17 protein-coding genes are annotated in these 19,628 nt (G+C 68.8%); 9 read left to right on the top strand and 8 right to left on the bottom strand.

Annotated features, from left to right (window positions below; translation table 11 throughout):
• Nucleotides 1-96: 96 nt before the first annotated feature.
• Entirely contained in the window at nt 97-933 is an 837-nt protein-coding gene (locus ACWDX9_RS09980) for a L,D-transpeptidase family protein (protein ID WP_449951264.1), read from the top strand.
• Here ACWDX9_RS09980 and ACWDX9_RS09975 read toward each other — a convergent pair.
• The 5 genes from ACWDX9_RS09975 to ACWDX9_RS09955 form a co-directional block, all read right to left on the bottom strand.
• Nucleotides 930-2,351 carry an FAD-binding oxidoreductase gene (locus ACWDX9_RS09975; protein WP_449951261.1) on the bottom strand — a complete coding sequence of 474 codons (1,422 nt, stop codon included), beginning with the start codon at nt 2,349-2,351 and terminating at the stop codon, nt 930-932. The genes ACWDX9_RS09980 and ACWDX9_RS09975 overlap by 4 nt on opposite strands.
• A gap of 88 nt (nt 2,352-2,439) precedes the next feature.
• On the bottom strand, nt 2,440-4,083 hold the full coding sequence (locus ACWDX9_RS09970; RefSeq protein WP_364243883.1) for an NADH-ubiquinone oxidoreductase-F iron-sulfur binding region domain-containing protein: 1,644 nt from the start codon (nt 4,081-4,083) through the stop codon (nt 2,440-2,442).
• Between the two features lie 49 nt (nt 4,084-4,132).
• Nucleotides 4,133-4,921, bottom strand: a complete 789-nt coding sequence (locus ACWDX9_RS09965) for a hypothetical protein (protein ID WP_449951258.1) — start codon at nt 4,919-4,921, stop codon at nt 4,133-4,135.
• Between the two features lie 144 nt (nt 4,922-5,065).
• Entirely contained in the window at nt 5,066-6,580 is a 1,515-nt protein-coding gene (locus tag ACWDX9_RS09960; RefSeq protein WP_449951255.1) for a DUF1996 domain-containing protein, read from the bottom strand.
• Nucleotides 6,581-6,594: 14 nt separating this feature from the next.
• The gene (locus ACWDX9_RS09955; RefSeq protein ID WP_449951252.1) at nt 6,595-7,242 is read right to left on the bottom strand and encodes a DUF4142 domain-containing protein; all 648 of its coding nucleotides are present in this window, start codon (nt 7,240-7,242) and stop codon (nt 6,595-6,597) included.
• A gap of 118 nt (nt 7,243-7,360) precedes the next feature.
• Between ACWDX9_RS09955 and ACWDX9_RS09950 the strand changes: the two genes are divergently transcribed.
• The 4 genes from ACWDX9_RS09950 (at nt 7,361) to ACWDX9_RS09935 (ending at nt 13,919) form a co-directional block, all read left to right on the top strand.
• Nucleotides 7,361-7,906: a sigma-70 family RNA polymerase sigma factor gene (locus tag ACWDX9_RS09950; RefSeq protein WP_185071037.1), complete on the top strand. Its 546-nt coding sequence runs from the start codon at nt 7,361-7,363 to the stop codon at nt 7,904-7,906.
• Nucleotides 7,906-8,103 carry a zf-HC2 domain-containing protein gene (locus tag ACWDX9_RS09945; RefSeq protein WP_185071038.1) on the top strand — a complete coding sequence of 66 codons (198 nt, stop codon included), beginning with the start codon at nt 7,906-7,908 and terminating at the stop codon, nt 8,101-8,103. Before ACWDX9_RS09950 ends, ACWDX9_RS09945 begins: the two co-directional genes overlap by 1 nt.
• Before the next feature lie 99 nt (nt 8,104-8,202).
• Complete coding sequence (locus tag ACWDX9_RS09940) at nt 8,203-9,006, top strand: tryptophan 2,3-dioxygenase (protein ID WP_449951248.1); 804 nt, start codon at nt 8,203-8,205, stop codon at nt 9,004-9,006.
• Between the two features lie 38 nt (nt 9,007-9,044).
• Nucleotides 9,045-13,919: an NAD-glutamate dehydrogenase gene (locus ACWDX9_RS09935; protein ID WP_449951245.1), complete on the top strand. Its 4,875-nt coding sequence runs from the start codon at nt 9,045-9,047 to the stop codon at nt 13,917-13,919.
• Between the two features lie 173 nt (nt 13,920-14,092).
• Here ACWDX9_RS09935 and ACWDX9_RS09930 read toward each other — a convergent pair whose 3' ends face one another.
• Genes ACWDX9_RS09930 through ACWDX9_RS09920 form a run of 3 tightly spaced genes read right to left on the bottom strand, consistent with a single transcriptional unit; the run spans nt 14,093 to nt 15,877 of the window.
• Nucleotides 14,093-14,575, bottom strand: coding sequence for a Clp protease N-terminal domain-containing protein (locus ACWDX9_RS09930; RefSeq protein ID WP_449951242.1), 483 nt, complete (start codon nt 14,573-14,575; stop codon nt 14,093-14,095).
• Entirely contained in the window at nt 14,572-14,802 is a 231-nt protein-coding gene (locus tag ACWDX9_RS09925) for a hypothetical protein (protein WP_350728452.1), read from the bottom strand. Before ACWDX9_RS09925 ends, ACWDX9_RS09930 begins: the two co-directional genes overlap by 4 nt.
• A gap of 46 nt (nt 14,803-14,848) precedes the next feature.
• Entirely contained in the window at nt 14,849-15,877 is a 1,029-nt protein-coding gene (locus ACWDX9_RS09920) for a hypothetical protein (RefSeq protein WP_449951240.1), read from the bottom strand.
• A 121-nt stretch (nt 15,878-15,998) separates the two neighbouring features.
• On the opposite strand from ACWDX9_RS09920, the gene prfB reads away from it, so the two are divergent.
• From prfB to smpB, 4 genes are all read left to right on the top strand, one after another.
• Nucleotides 15,999-17,117, top strand: coding sequence for a peptide chain release factor 2 (gene prfB / locus ACWDX9_RS09915; protein ID WP_449951238.1), 1,119 nt, complete (start codon nt 15,999-16,001; stop codon nt 17,115-17,117).
• A gap of 391 nt (nt 17,118-17,508) precedes the next feature.
• Complete coding sequence (gene ftsE / locus ACWDX9_RS09910; protein ID WP_020541427.1) at nt 17,509-18,198, top strand: cell division ATP-binding protein FtsE; 690 nt, start codon at nt 17,509-17,511, stop codon at nt 18,196-18,198.
• A 20-nt stretch (nt 18,199-18,218) separates the two neighbouring features.
• Nucleotides 18,219-19,127, top strand: coding sequence for a permease-like cell division protein FtsX (ftsX, locus tag ACWDX9_RS09905; protein WP_355190861.1), 909 nt, complete (start codon nt 18,219-18,221; stop codon nt 19,125-19,127).
• 22 nt (nt 19,128-19,149) lie between these two features.
• Nucleotides 19,150-19,617, top strand: a complete 468-nt coding sequence (gene smpB, locus ACWDX9_RS09900) for an SsrA-binding protein SmpB (RefSeq protein ID WP_350728456.1) — start codon at nt 19,150-19,152, stop codon at nt 19,615-19,617.
• Nucleotides 19,618-19,628 lie beyond the last annotated feature (11 nt).

Raw genomic sequence — 19,628 nt, 5'->3', positions numbered from 1 at the left:
GAATTGATATTCTCGCGGACTTTGCTTGACAAAACCTCCCGTTGGATGTGAATTATCGGCGATCTGGGTACGCGTCGATTTATGAGGATAAGGGGAATGGCGGCGCTGGCCGCGGGATGTTTTCTGCCGCTGCTGGCCGCGGCGCCCGCTCTGGCGGACGAGCTCCCGCAGGGGGACCCGGGCGTCCAGACCGACACGGGCGTCCCGGCGGTGGAAGCGGTGCCGGACGTGATGCCGGACCCGGCGGTGGAGACGGTGCCGGAGCCGGTGAAGCAGGTCCGGGTGGTCAAGGGCGTCAAGGGCGTCAAGGGCGCCCGCGCCGGGAAGATCGGTGTGCTGCGGCCGGGCGACCGGGGCGAGATGGTCAGGCAGCTCCAGCGGCGCCTGCACGACGGCGGCTTCTACTTCGGCCAGGCGCACGGCGTCTACGACGAGCAGACGAGGTACGCGGTCTGGGGGTTGCACAAGAGCAGGGGGATGGTGCCGAGGGGCGAGGTGGGGCCGAAGACGTGGGCGGCGCTCAGACGGAGCAAGGGCCTGCGCCCGCTGGTGCCGCAGGGCGGCGCGGACCGGATCGAGATCAGCCTGACCCGCCAGTTGCTCACCATCTATCGCGACAACCGCCCGGTGCTGGTCACGCACGTCTCCACCGGCGCCGAGGTGCAGTACTGCGAGAAGGGCCACTGCGGCAACGCGGTCACGCCGGTGGGCGACTTCCGGGTGACCAGGAAGGCGCCCGGCTGGACGACGGGCCTGCTGGGCTCGATGTTCAACTCGCTCTACTTCGTCGGCGGCATCGCCATGCACGGCTCGACGGAGGTGCCGCTCAGGCCCGCCTCGCACGGCTGCGTACGCATGCCGCTGTCGACGTCCGTGCGCGTGTTCAACATGGTGAAGGAGGGGGAGCCGGTGTACGTACGCGGACAGATCTAGATGCCCTGGGGCAGCCGGAACAGCCGGCCGGGGTCGTACGTGGATTTCACCTCGGCCAGCCGGGCCGCATTGGGCCCGTAGTACGCATTCCGCCAATTACTCAAATCAGGGTCGATGTAATTAACGTAAGCATGATCCCCGAAAAATGGGGACATGTCGGAATGTAGCCCGCGCAGCCACCGCCGATCCGTCCCCTCCGCGTAATACTGCACGCTGTAAAGCGCCGCCCGATGCGGGAACGCCGTGTCCGCCGGACCGACCCGCCCGATGGCCCCGCCCATGGCGTCCAGCAGCACCGAGTGCCGCCCGCCGCGCGCCACCCCGTCCACCAGCGCCCGCACGCCGTCCGCCGGCAGCTTCCGGTACGCCATGTGCGACTTGGCCGCGAACGCCTCCCGCGGCATCCGCCGGCACTCGGCGATCGACATGGCCGCGCAGCCGCCCATGATCTTCATGCCGTCCAGATAGGGGACCGTCCGGGCCGAGCGGGAGGAGGGTTGCCCGATCTTGCCGACGAGCGGGGCCAGCAGCCGGTCGAGCGCGGGCCTGCCGCCCACGTACGTGCCGACGATCGCGACGTCCAGGCCGCCGCCCGAGCGCCCCAGGTGCAGCGACGACCACAGCTCGTCCGGCGCCGAAGGCCCCCACGACTGCCACGCCTTGACCGCGGCCCCCGCCTTGGCCCACGGCCAGTGCAGGAAGAACACCGTGACGTCGCGCGCCGCGAACGTCCTGAACGTGAAGGACACCGCCACGCCGAAGTTCCCGCCGCCACCGCCCCTGCTGGCCCAGTAGAGGCCGGCGTTGCGCGCGGCGTCGCAGTCCAGCGTCCGGCCGTCGGCCGTGACGACGCGTACCGACTGGAGGTTGTCGCAGGTGAGCCCGTACTTCCGGGACACCACGCCGATGCCCCCGCCGAGTGTGAGACCGCCGACCCCGACCGTGGGGCAGGAGCCCGCGGGGATGCTGACGCCGTGGCGGGCGAGCTTGTCGTAGACGTCGATCAGCTTGGCGCCCGCGCCGATCGTGGCCCGGCCGCCCGCATAAGCGACCGAGCTCATCCTGGACACGTCGATCACCAGCCCGGGGCCCGTGGACCAGCCCGCGTAGGAGTGACCTCCCGAACGGGTGGTGACCGGCACGCCGCCGGTGCGCGCGAACGTCAGGCACGCCGACACGTCGGCCGCGCTCGCGCAATAAGCGACCCCGCCCGGCCGGATCCGGTCGTAGGCGGGGTTGTACAGGCGGCGCGCGGTGTCGTACCCGGCGTCGCCCGGCAGCACGAGCGTGCCCTTCAGCTGTCCCCGCAGCCTCGCCCAGTTGGGCGGCGGGGCGGAGAGCACGGACGTGCCGGTAGACCGCCCAGCGGCGGCCAGCGGGGCGAGCGCGGCGACATGCAGAAAGTCCCGGCGGTCCATGGACGCCTCCGTGTGATCGGTGTTGAGCCGCTCGGTGAGACGTCCGGATGACCCGCCAGGTTTGGTCACATCTCCATCACTTCAGGGCTCAGCCGGCGCTCCCTCCGAACGCGCTCCTGGGGGTGGCGCCCCCCACCCGGGTGAGCCGCGGCGGGCCGCTCTTCTCGGACTTCTTGAGGGCTCCGTCCTTGACCAGCCGCAGCGGGGAGGCGGCCGGCTTCGGAGCCGGACCACCGTGACCGTCTCCCGTGGTCTGGACCATCCGCAGGGCCAGCGCGGGGCACATCTCGACCGTGCGCCGCGCCTCCTTGGCCATCCAGCCCGGGACGGTCCTGAACGACGGGAACCCGTAGTCGTCCAGTTCCACGAACTCCGGCAGCAGATGGGCGCAGAGTCCGTGTCCCGCGCAGCGGGACCAGTCGACCTCCAGCCGGTACTCCACGTAGTCCTTCTCGGGCTCGGGCATCGGCAGCGCGCCGCGGACCGGCCGGCCGCACGAACCGTGCTCCAGGTGGAGTGCGATCTCGCTCTCGAACGCGTCCAGCGCCGACAGCACGAACTTGGCCGTGCCGTCCGGGTGGAAGCACGCTCCCCGCCGCTCGACGCCGCGCACGCAGCGCCGTACGGCGTCCACGGAGCCGCTGCCCTCGACCAGCGCGTTCATGGCCCAGGCCAGGTCCGGCAGGCCGAGCCGGCACGGGCCGCACTGGCCGGCCGACTCGCCCGCCAGGTAGGAGGTGACTCGGGCGGCCTCGCCCAGCGAGCACGTCGACTCGCCGAGCGGGACGATGATCCCGGCTCCCAGGGTCGCGCCGGCGAGCTTCATGCCCTCGCGCGAGATCACGGCCGTCTGCGCCACCTCGGCCGACAGCCAGGCGCCGTGGTAGCCCCCGATGAGCACCCCGTCGCCGATCTCGGCCTCGGTGAGCGCGAGCACGTCGGCCAGGTACGTTCCGGTCGGCGCCTCGATGACCGCGCCGTTGGCCGCGCCGCCGCTGACGGTGAGCAGGATGGTGCCGGGCTCCTTGGGGGTGCCGACCTCGGCGTACCTCTCCGGGCCGAGCTCGGCCAGCAGGGCCAGCTGCGCGTACGTCTCCGTGTTGGACAGCAGGGTCGGCAGCCCGTCCACGCCGCTGATCGCGGCGCGCCTCTTGCGGCCGGGCGGGATGCCTATCTCGCCGTTGACGGCGTTGACGAGCGCGCCGCCCTCGCCGGAGATGAACCGCTCCTTGATCCCGACCACCCGGATCGGGATGCGGCTCTCCGCGCCGCCGGCGACGTTCGCTGCCCGGCGCTCGTCCACGGCGGCGTTGACGGACGCCTCGGCGACCTCGCCGCCGGCCGTGGCGAGAACCACCTCGCGGGCCCCGAGCGCCTCGGCGGCCAGCACGGCGCCGTCGAGGACCAGGTGGGGGTTGCGGGTGAGCAGCATGGCGTCCTTGGAGCTGGCCGGCTCGCCCTCGGCGCCGTTGATGAGGACGACGCACTCGCCGCTCGAGCCCACCGCGTCGGCGACGGCCCGCAGCTTGCGCGCGAACGGGAACGCCGCGCCGCCCCGGCCGCGCATGTCCACCTCGTTGGCCATCGAGATGAGCTGGTCCAGGTCGCGCGGCTTGGGGGAACCGTGGAGGGTGCGGTGGGCGGGCAGGTCCAGTCGGCGGGTCTGGTCCAGCCCGGCGGTCAGCCGGGCCGGACCCATCCGTAAGACCCGCGGCACTCGGGCCGGAATCACGATCGCTCCTGTCGGGTTGCTGGGGTCAACCGGGTCTCCTGAGGCGGTCTCATCCGGCCTCCCGATACCTGCGCCGCGCGTCGGCGAGGCTTACCGGTGCGTTCCTTCTCTGGGCCGGGCCAGGGCCCGCGGCCGCTGCCGCGGCTGCCGCGGCGGCGGCGTTCCCCGCTGCGACCTTCTGCGGCTGCTCGGCGGGTACGCCCATGGCGGCGGGGTTGGTCACCGCCGGCCCCTGGATCTTCTCGAGCGTGACCGGCGGACGGAAGGCCGTGGCCAGCACGCGGATGACCAGCGCTCCGCCGACCGCCGCGATGCTGGCCACGTAGGACCAGGCCACCCAGCCGGCCGGCGGACGGCCGGCCGTCAGGCCGTGCATGATGGCGACGGGCCAGCCCAGGTACGCGACCGAGTGCATCACCCGCCACATCCATGGCCTGGCCTTCGCCGCCCAGCGCCTCCTGAGCAGTCCCGTGGCCACGGCCACGATCATCATGTCGAAGGCCAGGATGCCGAGACCCTTGTTGATTCCGGCGATCGGGACGACCGCCGCGCCCGGTGGCACGTGGCCCAGGCTGATCATGAGGGAGATGTGCGTGATCAGGAAGATCATCCCGAGAAGGCCGAAGGCCTTGTGGGCGAGCTGCGACCTGACCCGGTTGACCGGGGACAGGAAGACCCGCTCGGTGGTGACGATGCCAAGCGCGACGGTCGCGGTGAAGGTCACCAGGGCCATCACGCCCACGTAGAACTCGAGGAAGCCGACCACCCGGCCGAGGATCGCTATGCCACGGTCTGTCCTGGTCAGCGCGAACGCCGACAGCACGACGGCCATGACCATGGCGCTGGCTCCCAGTCGGACACTGCGGGTGTCTAACTTGGTGGGAGTGTGCCGGGGGTGTCGTCTGTGGAGCATCTAAGGTTCCCTCCAAGGTCGGGTGAGGGTGCGACTCGGAAGGCTGGGTAGCCCGCGAGGGCTTTCAGATCAGCATCGGCGGCCCCGGTTGATGCAAGAGACGACGAACTGCATCAGCCGGTCGGGCATCACGTTCGCGAAGTCAGCGTGGTCGGTGATGGGGTTGTGCTTCTGTTCAGGGAAGGCGTCCACGGCGAATGACGGGCCTTGCGGCACGGTGTACGTGAGGGTCATGCGCAAAGCCGGCACCGCCTTGGTTCCTTGCGGGCAGGCGCCACCCTGTCCAGGGAAGACCACGTGCGTTCGGTGATTGGCGCTGTCAGTGTTCTGGCCGTCCCAGCAGCTAGGGAAGTCCAGAATACGAACGACTTGGCTGCCGCGCGGGCAAAGCGGATATTTGTCGGGACTTATGCGGTTTTGGAATCCCGTGCAGCTCCAGGCGGCCCTGGCGTTGCCGGCGCCGTTGGTGGCGGCCTTGGCGTCACCGGTGATCAGCCTGAGGAACCTCGGCATCGCGACGACCTGGGAGCTGGCGTTGCCGCGGAACTGGAGCGTCACGGAGCGTGCACGCAGCACCTGGCCGACGTTGCCGTCCGCGTCCTGAGTGTTCACGTCCACCTTGCGGTCTCTGAGGACCGGCCAGAAGTAGGTGGATTTATCGCCCAACCGGCACGTGGTGCCCGCGGCGGCGAGGCTCTCGTCCGTGGAGAAGCCGTCCGTTGACAGGTTGCCCACGTAGTCGTGGAGGTGGTGGGCTCCGTTGCTCACGCCGGGGGCGACGATGAAGTTGTCCGGGTTGTTGTGGCCGTTGCGGTTCGTCCCGCAGGCGGAGACGAAGGTGCCGCGCGAGCCGCCCCTGCCGATGCGGGCGTCAAGCTGACGCGGCGCTACCTGGCGGATGTCGACGAAGTCCTGGACGAACGGGCCCAGGTCGGCGCATTCGTTCTCGTTGTGCTCCTCGGACGCCGTGGGGGACGGGCTGGGGGAGGCGCTTCCGTTGCCGTTGTTCCCGTTGTTGCCATTGTTCCCGTTATTACCGTTGTTGCCGTTGTTGCCCTGGCCGGGGTTCCTGGTCGGCCGGTTGCGGCGGCCGAACGTCTCGGCGGTCTGCTCCGGGTCGGGGTTCTGGGCGTCAGGGTTCTGGGCGTCGGGGTTCTGGGCGTCGGGGTTCTGGGCCGGGTCGAGCACGGCGCGCCCGCCGCCCTGGCCCTGCTGGTCGGCGTTCTGCTGCTGGTCGCCGTTCTGGTCCTGCTGCTGGCCCTGCTGCTGGTTGTTCTGCTGCTGGCCGTTCTGCTGGTTGTTGTTCTGATCCTGCTGGTTGTTGTTCTGGTCTTGGTTCTGCCCGTTCTGATCCTGGTTCTGGTTCTGGTCCTGCTGGTTCTGATCCTGTCCCTGCTGATCTTGATCTTGTTGCTGGTCCTGGTTCTGGTTCTGGTTGTTGTTCCGGTTCCGCTGACCCTGCTGCTGCTCCTGGGAGGCCTTTGCCGGGTCGCAGTGGTCGGCGCGCGCGGGGCCGACGCCGATGACGGCCGCGGACACCAATCCGCCGGCCACCACGGCCAATGCGGACACGGCCGAGGCCATGCGTCTAGATCTCGTCATGCGTCTCTCCTCTTTTCAACCGCCATCGCGACGGGTGGAGCTGGTGAGGGCGTCGGAGGCTCGGGCAACTGCGTGTGATCGACCAGGCCGGTGGACTCCAGGAGCGTCATGTGGCGCATGACGAAGTTGATGCCTTCCTGGGCGAACTTCCTGATCTCCGCGTTGCGCGTACCGGCCCGTACAGCCGCCACGACGGTGAAGACCTTGCCGTGCGCGGCACGCAACAGGTTCGCGAAGTCCTGGTCGAAGGCGGGTCCGCGCTCCGCAGCGAGCTGGGCCATCCAGCTCTGCTGATCGGCGTTGGGCTCGCTGGGCAGTGCCACACCGAGCTTCTTGGCGGTTTGCCGGGTCAGCAGGTCCAGCCTCTGGTGGTCCTGCATGATCAGCCTGCCGACTTCCTTGACGCGCTGGGACTCGGCGCGGGTCTGGGCATAGTCGCCCGCGGGCATCTCCCAGAGACCGGCCTGCCGCACTTTGATGAGCAGGTCACGGTCGGCGGCCGTGACGGGCCCCGATGATGTCTGGGTCGCCGCAGTGGCGGCGGGATCGATCGAAGGTGGCATGACCAGCACGATCGTCACCGCGGCCGCCACGACGAAGCCACCGAGCATGAACAGCTCGCCACCGCGCAAAAGCCTGTGCATGGTCGGAGGTACGCGGGTCTCTCGGGCTTGGTTCAGCACATGGCCGGAGATAGTTAGAAATGACTGGAGTTATCGGAGTGGCTACCGCTGAGATAACGAAGGTGTAAAGATGTGCCCCGTGCTAGGTCACCTCGACGGCAGGTTCGAGAGTGCGGATGCCGAGGCGGAGCATCGCATCGCGGTGCTTTACCAGGAGTTCGGCGGCCCTCTGCTGCGCCACGTACGCAAATCGACAGGTAACGACCTTCAATGGGCCGAAGACGTGGTGCAGGAGACGCTCGTCCGAGCCTGGAAAAACTCGGCAAGACTGCAGTGGGAACCAAGCCTTATATGGGCGTGGCTACTGACGGTAGCCCGCCGCATCGTTATCGATGGACGTCGACGGAAGAGCGTCCGGCCTCAAGAGGTCGAGCCGCCCGAAGTCGACATGATGGCCGTACCCGACGGCTCGGAGCGAGCTCTGTCGCGGATGGTCGTCGCCGACGCCCTTCGCAGCCTCTCTGAAGAACACCGCGAAGTCATAGAGCAGACCTACCTCCGAGACCGTACGATTAGTGAAGCGGCGGAGATACTGGGGATACCTCCGGGCACGGTGAAGTCCCGGCTCTATTACGGGATCCGGGCTCTCCGCGAACTGCTGCGGGACAAGGGGGTAGCCGGCTGATGCATGACGAGGTGGCTGCCTATGTCCTCGGAGTCCTCGATGAGGACGAGCACGAGGCCTTCGAACGCCACCTCGATACGTGTGAGAGATGCCAGGCGGAGCTGATTGAGCTTGCCGAGCTTCCGGAAGAGCTCGACGAGCTCAAGAACGCTCCCGCAGCCTCCGAAGACGACCCCCCGAGGTCGATGTCACGCTGACGTCTGTACGTTGACGTCTGTGCCCTTTTCGGGTGGTATCGGTACGGCGAGGCGTTGCGTCCGGTGTAGCGTGACCGGACGGTCAGGGGGAGGTGTTCGGTGGGCATCGACGGAGATGCGCCCGTTCCCCCGCATCGGCGGTTCGGCGAGGAAGGCGGCCGGCTGTCGTACGGCGGCTATCTTCGCCTGCCCGCGCTTCTCGCACAGCAACGGCCGCAGTCGGAAGCGCCCGACGAGCTGCTCTTCATCACCATCCACCAGGTCTACGAGCTGTGGTTCAAGCTGCTGCTCCACGAGCTGGAGAACGCCCGCGAGGCCATGTTCGCCGGCGAGCTCTGGCGGGCCAGGCACCTGTTCCGACGGGTGCACGCGGTCGAGAAGGTGCTGATCGAGCAGGTGGACGTGCTGGAGACGATGACGCCCCAGGACTTCCTCATGTTCCGGGAGAAGCTGGCGCCCGCCAGCGGCTTCCAGTCGGTGCAGTTCCGGGAGCTGGAGTTCCTGTCCGGGCTGAAGGACGAGCGCTATCTCGGCAGCTTCAGGCACGCCAGCGACACGGAGCTCGCACGGCTGCGCCGCAGGCTGGAGGAGCCCACGCTGTGGGATGCTTACCTCACCGCCCTCTCCCAGCGTGGCCTGCCGGTCTCCGACGACGAGATCATGGGCTCGCTGCTGGCCGTGGCGAGGGACCGCGGGTCGTACGACGACCTGTGGCAACTGGCCGAAGACCTGCTGACGCACGACGCGACCGCCGCGCAGTGGCGGACGCGTCATGTCCAGATGGTCGAACGCCAAATCGGCACCAAGTCGGGCACCGGCGGCTCGACAGGCGCCCCCTATCTACGCGGCAGAACGCGTTTGCACTACTTCCCGCTGCTGTGGGAGCTAAGGGCCTGGCTATGAACAGCTTTGGCAAACCCTCACAAAGGAGTGAGACCGAAATGCCCCTCGACGAGGCCAAGGACGAGCTGCTCCAGCGAGCCGCGGAAAGTTGCGCGGCGAGCAGCGAACATGTGGGCCCCGAGGAGGCCCTGTCCTTCCTCCGGTTCTACTACCGGCACGTCGCGCCGGAGGACCTGCTCGACCGCAACCCCGTTGACGTGTACGGCCCCGCGATGTCGCAGCGGCAGCTGGCCGAGGTCCGCCCCCAGGGCCGGGCGGTCGTCCGCGCCTACACCCCCACGCTGGACGAGCACGGCTGGGACCCGGGCCACTCGGTCGTCGAGGTGGTCACGGACGACATGCCGTTCCTCGTCGACTCCGTGACGATGGAGCTCGACCGCCACGACCTGGGCATCCACCTGCTGGTCCACCCCCAGATGCGGGTGCGTCGCGACATGACGGGCCGGATGCTCGGCCGCGGCCAGGAGGACGTCACCGGCCAGATGCTGGTCGAGTCGTGGATGCACATCGAGGTCGACCGGCAGGCCGACCCCGAGGCGCTCAAGGAGCTCGAGGCCGACCTGCAGCGGGTGCTCACCGACGTGCGCCACGCGGTCGAGGACTTCAGGAAGATGCGGGCGCTGGCCGTACAGACCGCCGAGGACCTGGGCATGAGCCCGCCGCCGCTGGAGCCCGCGGAGGTCGAGGACAGTATCGACCTGCTGCGCTGGCTCGCCGACGGGCACTTCACCTTCCTGGGCTACCGCGAGTACCGGCTCGAGCACACCGACGAGGGCGAGACGCTGCGGGCGCTGCCGGGCGCGGCGCTGGGCATCCTGCGCGACGACAAGGTCGGCTCGGAGAGCTTCTCGGCGCTGCCCGCCGAGGTGCGCGCCAAGGCGCGCGATAAGCAGCTCGTGATCACCACCAAGGCCAACTCGAGGGCCACGGTCCACCGGGCGACCTACCTCGACTACATCGGCGTCAAGATCTTCTCGTCCGAGGGCGAGGTGATCGGCGAGCGGCGCTTCCTGGGCCTGTTCACGCACGTGGCCTACAACGAGTCGATCTCCAGGATCCCCGTGCTCCGCCGGAAGCTGGCGGAGGTGCTGGACAGGGCCGGGCTGGCGCCCGACAGCCACGACGGCAAGGACCTGATCGAGATCCTCGAGACGTTCCCCCGCGACGAGCTCTTCCAGACCTCGATCGACCAGCTCCTGCCGATCGCGCTGGGCGTGCTGCGGCTGCGCGAGCGCAAGCAGGTCAAGCTCTTCCTGCGCCGCGACGACTACGGCCGCTACATCTCCTGCCTGATCTACCTGCCGCGCGACCGCTACACCACCAAGGTGCGGCTGAAGATGCAGGAGGTGCTGCTGAAGGCTCTGGGCGGCAAGTCGCTCGACTACAGCGCGATGATCGGCGAGTCGGTGCTGGCCCGGCTGCACGTGGTCGTGCGGGGCGAGCGGGGCAAGCAGCTCCCGCCGCCGAGCGTGGACGTGGAGGAGCTGGAGGCGCGGCTGGCCGCCCTGACCCGCTCCTGGGAGGACGACCTGGCCACCGAGCTGGGGCGGAGGACCGCCGAGGACGAGGCGCCCGCGCTCATCAGGCGGTACGCCTCCGCGTTCCCCGAGGGTTACAAGGCGGACTTCCCGCCCAAGGTGGCCGTCGTGGACCTGCGCCGCCTGGAGGACCTCGTGGCCGTGGGCGACGGCGCGGAGGTGGACATCAACCTCTACGAGCCGTACGACGCGGCCGAGGGGGAGCGGCGGCTCAAGATCTACAAGGTCGGCTCGCCCATCTCGCTCTCCGAGGCGCTGCCGCTGATCCAGCGGCTCGGCGTCGAGGTCGTGGACGAGCGGCCGTACGAGATCGACCGCGACAACGACCCCAACACCAAGAACGCCTGGATCTACGACTTCGGCCTGCGGTACACGCCGACGGAGGAGGTCGGCAGGGACGACTTCAAGCGGCTGTTCCAGGACGGGCTAAGCGCCCTCTGGAAGGGGCAGGTCGAGGCCGACGACCTCAACTCGCTCATCCTGAGCGCCGGGCTGACCTGGGAGCAGGTCGAGATCCTCCGGGTGTACGCCAAGTACCTGCGCCAGGCCGGGGGCACGTTCTCGCAGACCTACATGGAGCGGGTGCTGGCCGGGAACGTGCGGCTGGCGCGGCTGCTGGTGAGCTTCTTCGAGGCCAAGCTCGATCCGCGGCGCGGCGAGGACGTGCGGCTCGATCTCGCCGACGCGCTCAACGAGGAGATCCTGGGCGCGCTCGACGAGGTGGCCTCGCTGGACGAGGACCGGATCCTGCGGGCGTACCTGGAGATGATTCAGGCGACATTGCGCACGAATTACTTCCAAACGGTCGATGGACACCGCAAACCGTACATATCTCTCAAGTTCGACCCGCAGGCGATCAGCGTGCTGCCGCTGCCGCGGCCGAAGTACGAAATATTCATCTATTCGCCGCGGGTCGAGGGCGTGCATCTGCGCTTCGGGAAAGTGGCGCGGGGCGGGCTGCGGTGGTCGGACCGGATGGAGGACTTCCGTACGGAGATTCTCGGCCTGGTAAAGGCGCAGATGGTGAAAAACACCGTCATCGTCCCCACTGGGTCTAAAGGTGGATTTGTCGTTAAACAGCCGCCTGTGTCCGGAACGCGGGAGGAGATGCTCGTCGAAGGCGTCGCCTGCTACCGGACGTTCATCTCCGGCCTGCTCGACGTGACCGACAACCTCGTGGACGGCAAGGTCGTGCCGCCGCCCGACGTGGTCAGGCACGACGGCGACGACACCTACCTCGTGGTCGCCGCCGACAAGGGCACCGCGACCTTCTCCGACATCGCCAACAGCGTGGCCAAGGAGTACGGCTTCTGGCTGGGCGACGCGTTCGCCTCCGGCGGCTCGATCGGCTACGACCACAAGGCCATGGGCATCACCGCCCGCGGCGCCTGGGAGTCGGTCAAGTACCACTTCCGGACCACGGGCCTGGACGTGCAGAGCACCGACTTCACGGTGGCCGGCATCGGCGACATGTCCGGCGACGTGTTCGGCAACGGCATGCTGCTGTCCCGCCACATCCGGCTGGTGGCCGCCTTCGACCACCGGCACATCTTCGTCGACCCCTCGCCCGACGCGGCCGCCTCGTACGCGGAGCGGCAGCGCCTCTTCGAGCTGCCGCGCAGCTCCTGGGAGGACTACGACGCCAAGCTGATCTCGGCCGGCGGCGGCATCTTCCCCCGTACGGCCAAGTCCATCCACATCACGCCGCAGATGCGCGAGGCGCTCGGCATCCCCGCCGGGGTCACCTCCCTGGCCCCCAACGACCTGATCAGCGCCATCCTGCGGGCCCCCGTCGACCTGCTGTGGAACGGCGGCATCGGCACCTACGTCAAGGCCGGCTCCGAGTCCAACGCGGACGTGGGCGACAAGGCCAACGACGGGCTGCGGGTCAACGCCGCGGACCTGCGCTGCAAGGTCATCGGCGAGGGCGGCAACCTGGGGTTCACCCAGCTCGCCCGCATCGAGTTCGCGCTGAACGGCGGGCTGGTCAACACCGACTTCATCGACAACTCGGCCGGGGTCGACACCTCCGACCACGAGGTGAACATCAAGATCCTGCTCGACCAGGTCGTCCGCGACGGCGAGCTGACCGACAAGCAGCGCAACCAGGTCTTCACCTCGATGACCGACGAGGTCGCCGACCTGGTGCTGCGTGACAACTACGCGCAGAACGTGGTCCTCGCCGCGGCCCGCACCCAGGCCGTCGAGATGCTCCACATCCACTCCCGCTACCTGCGCCGCCTGGAACGGGACGGCCTGGTCAACCGGGAGCTGGAGTTCCTGCCCTCGGACAAGACGCTGGCCGAGCGCCGCCAGGCCAGGCTCGGCCTGACCGCGCCCGAGTTCTCCGTCCTGCTGGCCTACACCAAGCTGGTCGCCGACGCCGAGCTGCTGGGCTCCGACCTGCCCGACGACCCCTACCTGGCCTCGTGGCTGGTGTCGTACTTCCCGTCCGCGCTGCGCGAGCGCTTCCGCCCCTACATGGACGCCCACCCGCTGCGGCGCGAGATCATCACCACCTGCGTGGTGAACGAGCTGGTCAACTCCATGGGCACCACGTTCATGTACCGCTTCGGGGAGGAGACCGGGGCCTCGACCCCCGACATCGTGCGTGCCTACCTCGTGGCGCGCGAGGTGTTCGACCTGCCCAGCTTCCACCGGGCCGTGGAGGCGCTGGACAACAAGGTCGACACGGCCACCCAGATCGCCATGCTGCTGGAGGCCCGCAAGCTGGCCGAGCGCGGCACCCGCTGGCTGCTGGTCAACCGCCGCCCGCCGCTGGACCTGGCAGGCTCGGTCGCCTTCTTCGTGAAGGGCGTCAACGGCCTGCTGACCCACATCCCCAAGCTGCTGACCGGGCCCGACCTGGCCGCCTACGAGGAGCGCCGCGACTCGTTCGTGGCCAGGGGGGTGCCGCTGGAGCTGGCCGAGCGGGCGGCCGCCATGGTGCCCGCGTACTCCATGCTGGACCTGGTGGAGGTGGCGTCGCTGACGGGCCGCCCGGTCGCCGAGGTGGCGGAGGTCTACTTCGACCTGGCGGACCGGCTCCAGCTGGCCCGCCTCCGGGAGCGCATCATCGCACTGCCCCGGGACAACCGCTGGAACTCGATGGCCCGCTCCGCCCTGCGCGACGACCTCTACGCCGCGCACGCCTCGCTGACCCGCGACGTGCTGGCCCACAGCACGCCGGGGCTGCCGCCGGAGGAGCGGCTGGCCCGGTGGACGGAGGCCAACTCGGCGGCGGTCTCCAGGGCGCGGCAGACGCTCTCGGAGATCTGGGAGAGCGACCACTTCGACCTGGCCACCCTGTCGGTCGCGCTGCGGGCGATCCGCACCCTGGTGGCGGCCAGCAACCTCCCGCACACGGAGGCGTAGCCCGGCCGCTGTCTTACAACAGCCCGGCCCGGCCGCCGTGCGTACGGCGGCCCGGCCGCTGTGCCTACGGCGGCCCGGCCGCTGTGCCTACGGCGGCCCGCGCCTGGCCGTGCCCCGGTGGTGCGGCCGGAGCGCCGCGTGGCGTGGGGCGCCTTCCAGGGCGCTCCAGGGGGTCACCAGCTCCCGTCCGCCAGTACCTCCCGCAGGCGGGTCGCCAGCGCGGCCCGGTCCACCCCTGCCAGGGTGAGCGCTCGGGGCACGGTGCCGACCTCGGCCTCCAGGATCCCGAGCACCAGGTGGCCGGGTCTGAGGTCCTTCTTGCCCGTGGCGGAGGCGAAGCCGCGTTCGAGGCAGAGCCGCCCCGAGGCCCCCAGGTCCAGGCGGCGGTCCGGGTCGGGGGTCGGCGCCGGGAGGCCGAACGAGGCGGCCGACACCCCGGCCGTGCCCAGGCTGTGCTCGAACTCCCGGTCCAGCGCGTCGCGGATCGCCTGGCGGTCCAGCCCCGCCGAGGTCAGGACCTCGCGGGCGGCGGTGCCCTCCTGGGCGGCGATGCCGAGGAGCAGGTGGTGCGCCTCTATCGCGGCGGACCCGTCCTGCCTGGCCTCGGTCTGGCCGTGCAGGATGACGGCCTGGATGTAGTGGTCGATCGCGCTCACTGTCGTCTCCTCAGCGTGACGCCGGCGGCGATGAGCCGCTTGACGTGCTTCTTGTGCACCGCTTGACGGGTGACTCCGAGCGCCTCGGCGACCTGCGGCCAGCTCCAGCCGGCCCGCATCGCCTGCTCGACGGCGGCGTCCTCCAGCTGATCGGCCAGGCGCCGCAGTGCGACCACGGCCGCCAGCGCGTCAGCGGGCTCCTGGGGTTCGGGAATGTCGGCCGGCATGCAAGCAACCATAGTTGCCTACCTGCGAATTAGTCAACCTAAGTTGCTACTGGCCCGAGGCGCGTGTCAGGGTTCCGTCGTGGGCGATGACGTCGGCGGCGGCAGGGGCCTTCAGCGGAGGCACCACGGTGGCGTACTGGTGCGTCTCGATCAGCTTGAGCGAGCGCCGCAGCACCGGCGTGGTGATGGCCCACTGCGCCTGCTCCGGCACGGGGATGTAGTCGTCCTCGGCCGTCTTCGTCGTCGTGGACGTCGTGCGGGTGAGTGAGTATTGGATCAACGCCCCGCCGTCCTTGGTGCGCAGCGCGTAGACCGGATAGTTGTCGGCGCTGAAGATCGAGTCGTAGCTGAACCCGTCGTTCTTCGACTTCTCCCGGAGGCTGGCGATCTGCTCGGCCACGTCCGTCGTGTACGGGCCCGCCGCCAGCAGCCCCGCCGTGACCCCCGCGGACCCGGTCTCGGCCACGCTGGCGTGCACCGGACCCATGAACTGCGGGCTGATCGTGACCGACTTGTCGTCGGGCGCCACCGCGGTCGCGTAGCCGTCGGCGTCGAGCTGGATCTCCGGCACCTCCTGCCTGGGCAGGAGCTCGGCCGCGGAGCTGAGCCGCCACCGGTCGGGGGACTTGGCGAACGTCAGCAGGGTCGGGCTGCCGTCGCGGGTCGCCAGCACGCTGAACCAGGGCGCCTGCTCCGTCGGCGCGAACCTCGGCACGAACAGCTTCGGTGGCCCCCACCTGTAGCGGGGCGGCGCGAAGTCATGAGACAGGAACGCCGCCGCGGTGATCGGCAACTGCCCGCCCGTCACGACGTCCTTCAGCTCCATGTCCAGGCGTCCCTGGAACTCGCTCGGAGCCCGCAGCGTGTCGTCGGTGGCCGTGAACTTGGAGAACTCCTCCGCGGCCTCGGCCTGCGTGACGGCCGTCGCGCGCGCGGAGGGAGAGGGGGACGGGGACGCCGACGAGGTCGCGGCCGCCTTGGACGGCTCGGCCGGAGCATTGCCCGTGCAGGCGGTCGCCGCGGCCAGTACGCCGGCGGCGAGCGCCAGCACCTTCCGCCGACCGTATGCACGCACCTCGCCATGTTATTCGCGACCGCGGGGCGACGGGCCCTCCGGTGCCCGAACAGAAGCCGCCTTTTGACGACGTGGGCGGGATGGGGGGCACAGCCCTCCGGGGGAAGTAGGCTTGGGAGACGTGGCAGGCATCGATCCGGCAGAAGAGATCAACGAGCTCGCGGGCACGCTCCGCAGCATCCAGGACGTGCTCGACCTCGACGCGATGCGCAAGCAGATCGAGGAGCTGGAGCAGCAGGTTGCCGCACCGGACCTGTGGGACGACCCCGACCAGGCGCAGAAGGTCACCAGCAAGCTCTCGCACCTCCAGGGTGAGCTCAACCGTGTCGAGGGCGTCGCGCGCCGCCTCGACGATCTCAACGTGCTCTACGAGCTGGCGGCCGAGGAGGGCGACGACGACACGCGCGCCGAGGCCGACAAGGAGCTTGAGACGCTCAAGTCCGACATCGGGGCTCTAGAGGTGCGCACGCTGCTCTCGGGCGAGTACGACGCCCGCGAGGCGCTCGTCACGATCAACTCCCAGGCGGGCGGGGTCGACGCCGCCGACTGGGCCGAGATGCTGCTGCGCATGTACCTGCGCTGGGCCGAGCGCAAGGGCTACTCGACCGAGGTCTACGACACCTCCTACGCGGAGGAGGCCGGCATCAAGTCGGCCACGTTCACGATCAAGGCGCCCTACGCGTACGGCACGCTCCGTGGCGAGCACGGCACCCACCGGCTGGTCCGCATCAGCCCGTTCGACAACCAGGGCCGCAGGCAGACCTCGTTCGCCGGGGTCGACGTCGTGCCGGTCGTCGAGCAGACCGACCACATCGACATCAACGAGGACGAGATCCGCGTCGACGTCTACCGGTCGAGCGGCCCGGGCGGCCAGGGGGTCAACACGACCGACTCGGCGGTGCGCATCACGCACCTCCCGAGCGGCATCGTCGTCTCCTGCCAGAACGAGCGCTCGCAGCTCCAGAACCGCGCCACCGCCATGAACGTCCTCCAGGCCAAGCTGCTGGAGCGTAAGCGGCAGGAGGAGGCGGAGAAGATGTCGGAGCTGCGCGGCGCCACCACAACGTCCTGGGGCACGCAGATCCGCAACTACGTGCTGCACCCGTACCAGATCGTGAAGGATCTACGCACGGCCACCGAGGCGGGCAACCCGACGGCAGTGCTCGACGGCGACCTCGATGAGTTCATCGAGTCCGAGATCCGCTGGATGCGCCGCCAGGAGTCGGGGACCGCCGACTAGAGCCCGCTCAGGTGCTTGAGCACCAGGCTCACGAAGAGCAGGACGAGCAGCAGCAGGGCGATCAGAGCGGGTGACAGCCCGGCGAAGCCGTGCTGGTGCATCCGCTCCCTGCTGGCTCGGCAGGTGGGGCAGCGTCCCTCGATCACAGGGTGGGCGCACTGCGCGCATACGAGGTGTTCACAACTCATGACAGCCCCAAGTCTAGCCGCACAATCGTTTTGTTTCCGTTATGGACTTTCCATGCCAGTCTTCCCCCTAGACTGTCGTCTGGCCAATCGGAACGTCGATCATCAGTAAAGACCGCGTAACCCGATCGGCCGGTGGCGGGAAGTGGGCATGTGCCACCCTCGCTTCCGTCCTGACCCCTAGACTGGCATGCCGTGATGCTCTCGTGATCCATTTCGATAATGTCACCAAGGTCTACGCGAACCAGAACCGGCCCGCCCTCGACCACGTGTCCGTAGACGTGGACAAGGGCGAGTTCGTGTTCCTCGTCGGTCCCTCGGGATCAGGCAAGTCCACGTTCCTGCGTCTGGTCCTCAAGGAGGAGCGGCCCAACTCCGGTGCGATCCATGTCGCCGGCAAGGACCTGGCCCGCCTCTCCAACTTCAAGGTGCCGCACCTGCGCCGCCGCATCGGCTGCGTGTTCCAGGACTTCAGGCTGCTCCCGAACAAGAACGTCTACGAAAACGTGGCGTTCGCCCTCGAGGTCATCGGAAAGCCCCGGCGGTTCATCCGCAAGGTGGTGCCCGAGGTCATCGAGCTGGTCGGCCTGGAAGGCAAGGCCCACCGCATGCCCGACGAGCTGTCCGGCGGCGAGCAGCAGCGCGTCGCCATGGCCCGCGCGTTCGTCAACCGGCCGATGATCCTGCTGGCCGACGAGCCCACGGGCAACATCGACCCCGCGACGAGCATCGGCATCATGAAGGTGCTCGACCGCATCAACAGGACTGGCACCACGGTCGTCATGGCCACGCACGACGCGGCCATCGTCGACTCCATGCGTAAGCGCGTGGTGGAGCTGGAGGACGGCAAGATCGTCCGTGACCAGTCGCGTGGCGTGTACGGCCAGGCGTACTGACAGGGAGCTGCAGACAGAACATGCGGGCGAATTTCATCTTCTCCGAGGTCTGGATCGGCCTCCGTCGCAACCTGACCATGACGATCGCGGTGGTGATCACCGTGGCGGTCGGCATGGCGATGCTGGGCGTCGGCTTGATGATCAACGCCCAGGTCGGCATGATGAAGGGCTACTGGGACGACAAGGTCGAGGTCTCGGTCTTCTTGTGCACCAAGGGCTCGGCCATGGAGTCCTGCAAGGGCAAGGAGGTCTCCAACGCCCAGAAGGAGGCCCTCAACACCCTGATCAAGGGCACCCCCGGGGTCAAGGAGGTGTTCTTCGAGGACCAGTCGGCGGCGTACCAGAACTTCCAGAAGCTGTACGCGACCAACAAGGCCCTGGTGAGCACCGCCAAGGTCGAGGACATGCCGCAGTCGTTCCGCATCAAGGTGGCAGACCCCAACAACTACAAGGCCGTCGTGCAGGCCCTTCAGGGGCAGCCGGGCGTGTCGCAGGTGCTGGACCAGGCCCAGTTGGTCGGTCCGTTCTTCGAGATGCTCGACAAGCTGGCGTTCTACGCGCTCGCGGTGGCCATCATCCTCGTGCTGGCGGCGGCGCTGCTGATCGGCAACACGGTACGGCTCTCGGCCTTCAACCGGCGTAGAGAGACGGGCATCATGCGCCTGGTCGGCGCGTCCAATCTCTACATCCAGCTCCCGTTCGTCATGGAAGGCGTCATCGCCGGCCTGATCGGCGGGGTGTTCGCGGCGGTCATCCTGATCGTCACGAAGGTCTTCCTCTTCGAGGAGCTCGGGCGCTACCTGGGCGACGCCACCGCGCAGCTGGGCTGGAACGATGTGGCCCAGACCATCACCATCACCATGGTCATCGGTGTGGTCATCTGTGTGCTGGCGTCGTTCGTGACGCTCCGCCGCTACCTGAGGGTCTAGGGATCGCCGGTAAAGTCGAAGCATGCCACGTGAGACCGGGCGTAAGGTCATCGCCCAGAACAAGCGTGCCAGGCACGACTACCTCCTCGAGGATACGTTCGAGGCGGGTCTCGTGCTCCAGGGCACCGAGGTGAAGTCGCTGCGTGAGGGCCGCGCCTCGCTCGTCGACGGCTACGCCAGCATCGACGGCGACGAAGCGTGGCTGCTCAACGTCCACATCCCCGAATACTCCCAGGGGACGTGGACCAACCACGCCGCCCGCCGCAAGCGCAAGCTGCTGCTGCACCGCAAGGAGATCGACAAGCTCGCCGCCAAGACGAAGGAGGGCGGGCTCACGATCGTGCCGCTGACGCTCTACTTCAAGGACGGCAGGGCCAAGGTCGAGATCGCGCTCGCCCGGGGCAAGAAAGACTGGGACAAGCGGCAGTCGCTGGCGGAGCAGCAGGCGAAGCGGGAGATGGCCCGGGCCCTGCGGCACCGCAACCGATGAGACGGCGGCAC

The organism is Nonomuraea sp. NPDC003201 (genome assembly GCF_053590415.1).
The sequence above is the reverse complement of the archived record's forward strand: the minus strand, read 5'-3'. Positions and strand labels throughout refer to the sequence as shown.

Bases quoted from the DNA above. Each gene is read 5' to 3' on its own strand.
- smpB (WP_350728456.1), top strand. From the start codon at position 19,150: ATGCCACGTGAGACCGGGCGTAAGGTCATCGCCCAGAACAAGCGTGCC.
- ACWDX9_RS09945 (WP_185071038.1), top strand. From the start codon at position 7,906: ATGCATGACGAGGTGGCTGCCTATGTCCTCGGAGTCCTCGATGAGGAC.
- ftsX (WP_355190861.1), top strand. From the start codon at position 18,219: ATGCGGGCGAATTTCATCTTCTCCGAGGTCTGGATCGGCCTCCGTCGC.
- ACWDX9_RS09975 (WP_449951261.1), bottom strand. From the start codon at position 2,351: ATGGACCGCCGGGACTTTCTGCATGTCGCCGCGCTCGCCCCGCTGGCC.
- ACWDX9_RS09980 (WP_449951264.1), top strand. From the start codon at position 97: ATGGCGGCGCTGGCCGCGGGATGTTTTCTGCCGCTGCTGGCCGCGGCG.
- ACWDX9_RS09935 (WP_449951245.1), top strand. From the start codon at position 9,045: ATGCCCCTCGACGAGGCCAAGGACGAGCTGCTCCAGCGAGCCGCGGAA.
- ACWDX9_RS09960 (WP_449951255.1), bottom strand. From the start codon at position 6,580: ATGGCCTCGGCCGTGTCCGCATTGGCCGTGGTGGCCGGCGGATTGGTG.
- ACWDX9_RS09955 (WP_449951252.1), bottom strand. From the start codon at position 7,242: ATGCACAGGCTTTTGCGCGGTGGCGAGCTGTTCATGCTCGGTGGCTTC.
- ACWDX9_RS09965 (WP_449951258.1), bottom strand. From the start codon at position 4,921: ATGGTCATGGCCGTCGTGCTGTCGGCGTTCGCGCTGACCAGGACAGAC.
- ACWDX9_RS09925 (WP_350728452.1), bottom strand. From the start codon at position 14,802: ATGCCGGCCGACATTCCCGAACCCCAGGAGCCCGCTGACGCGCTGGCG.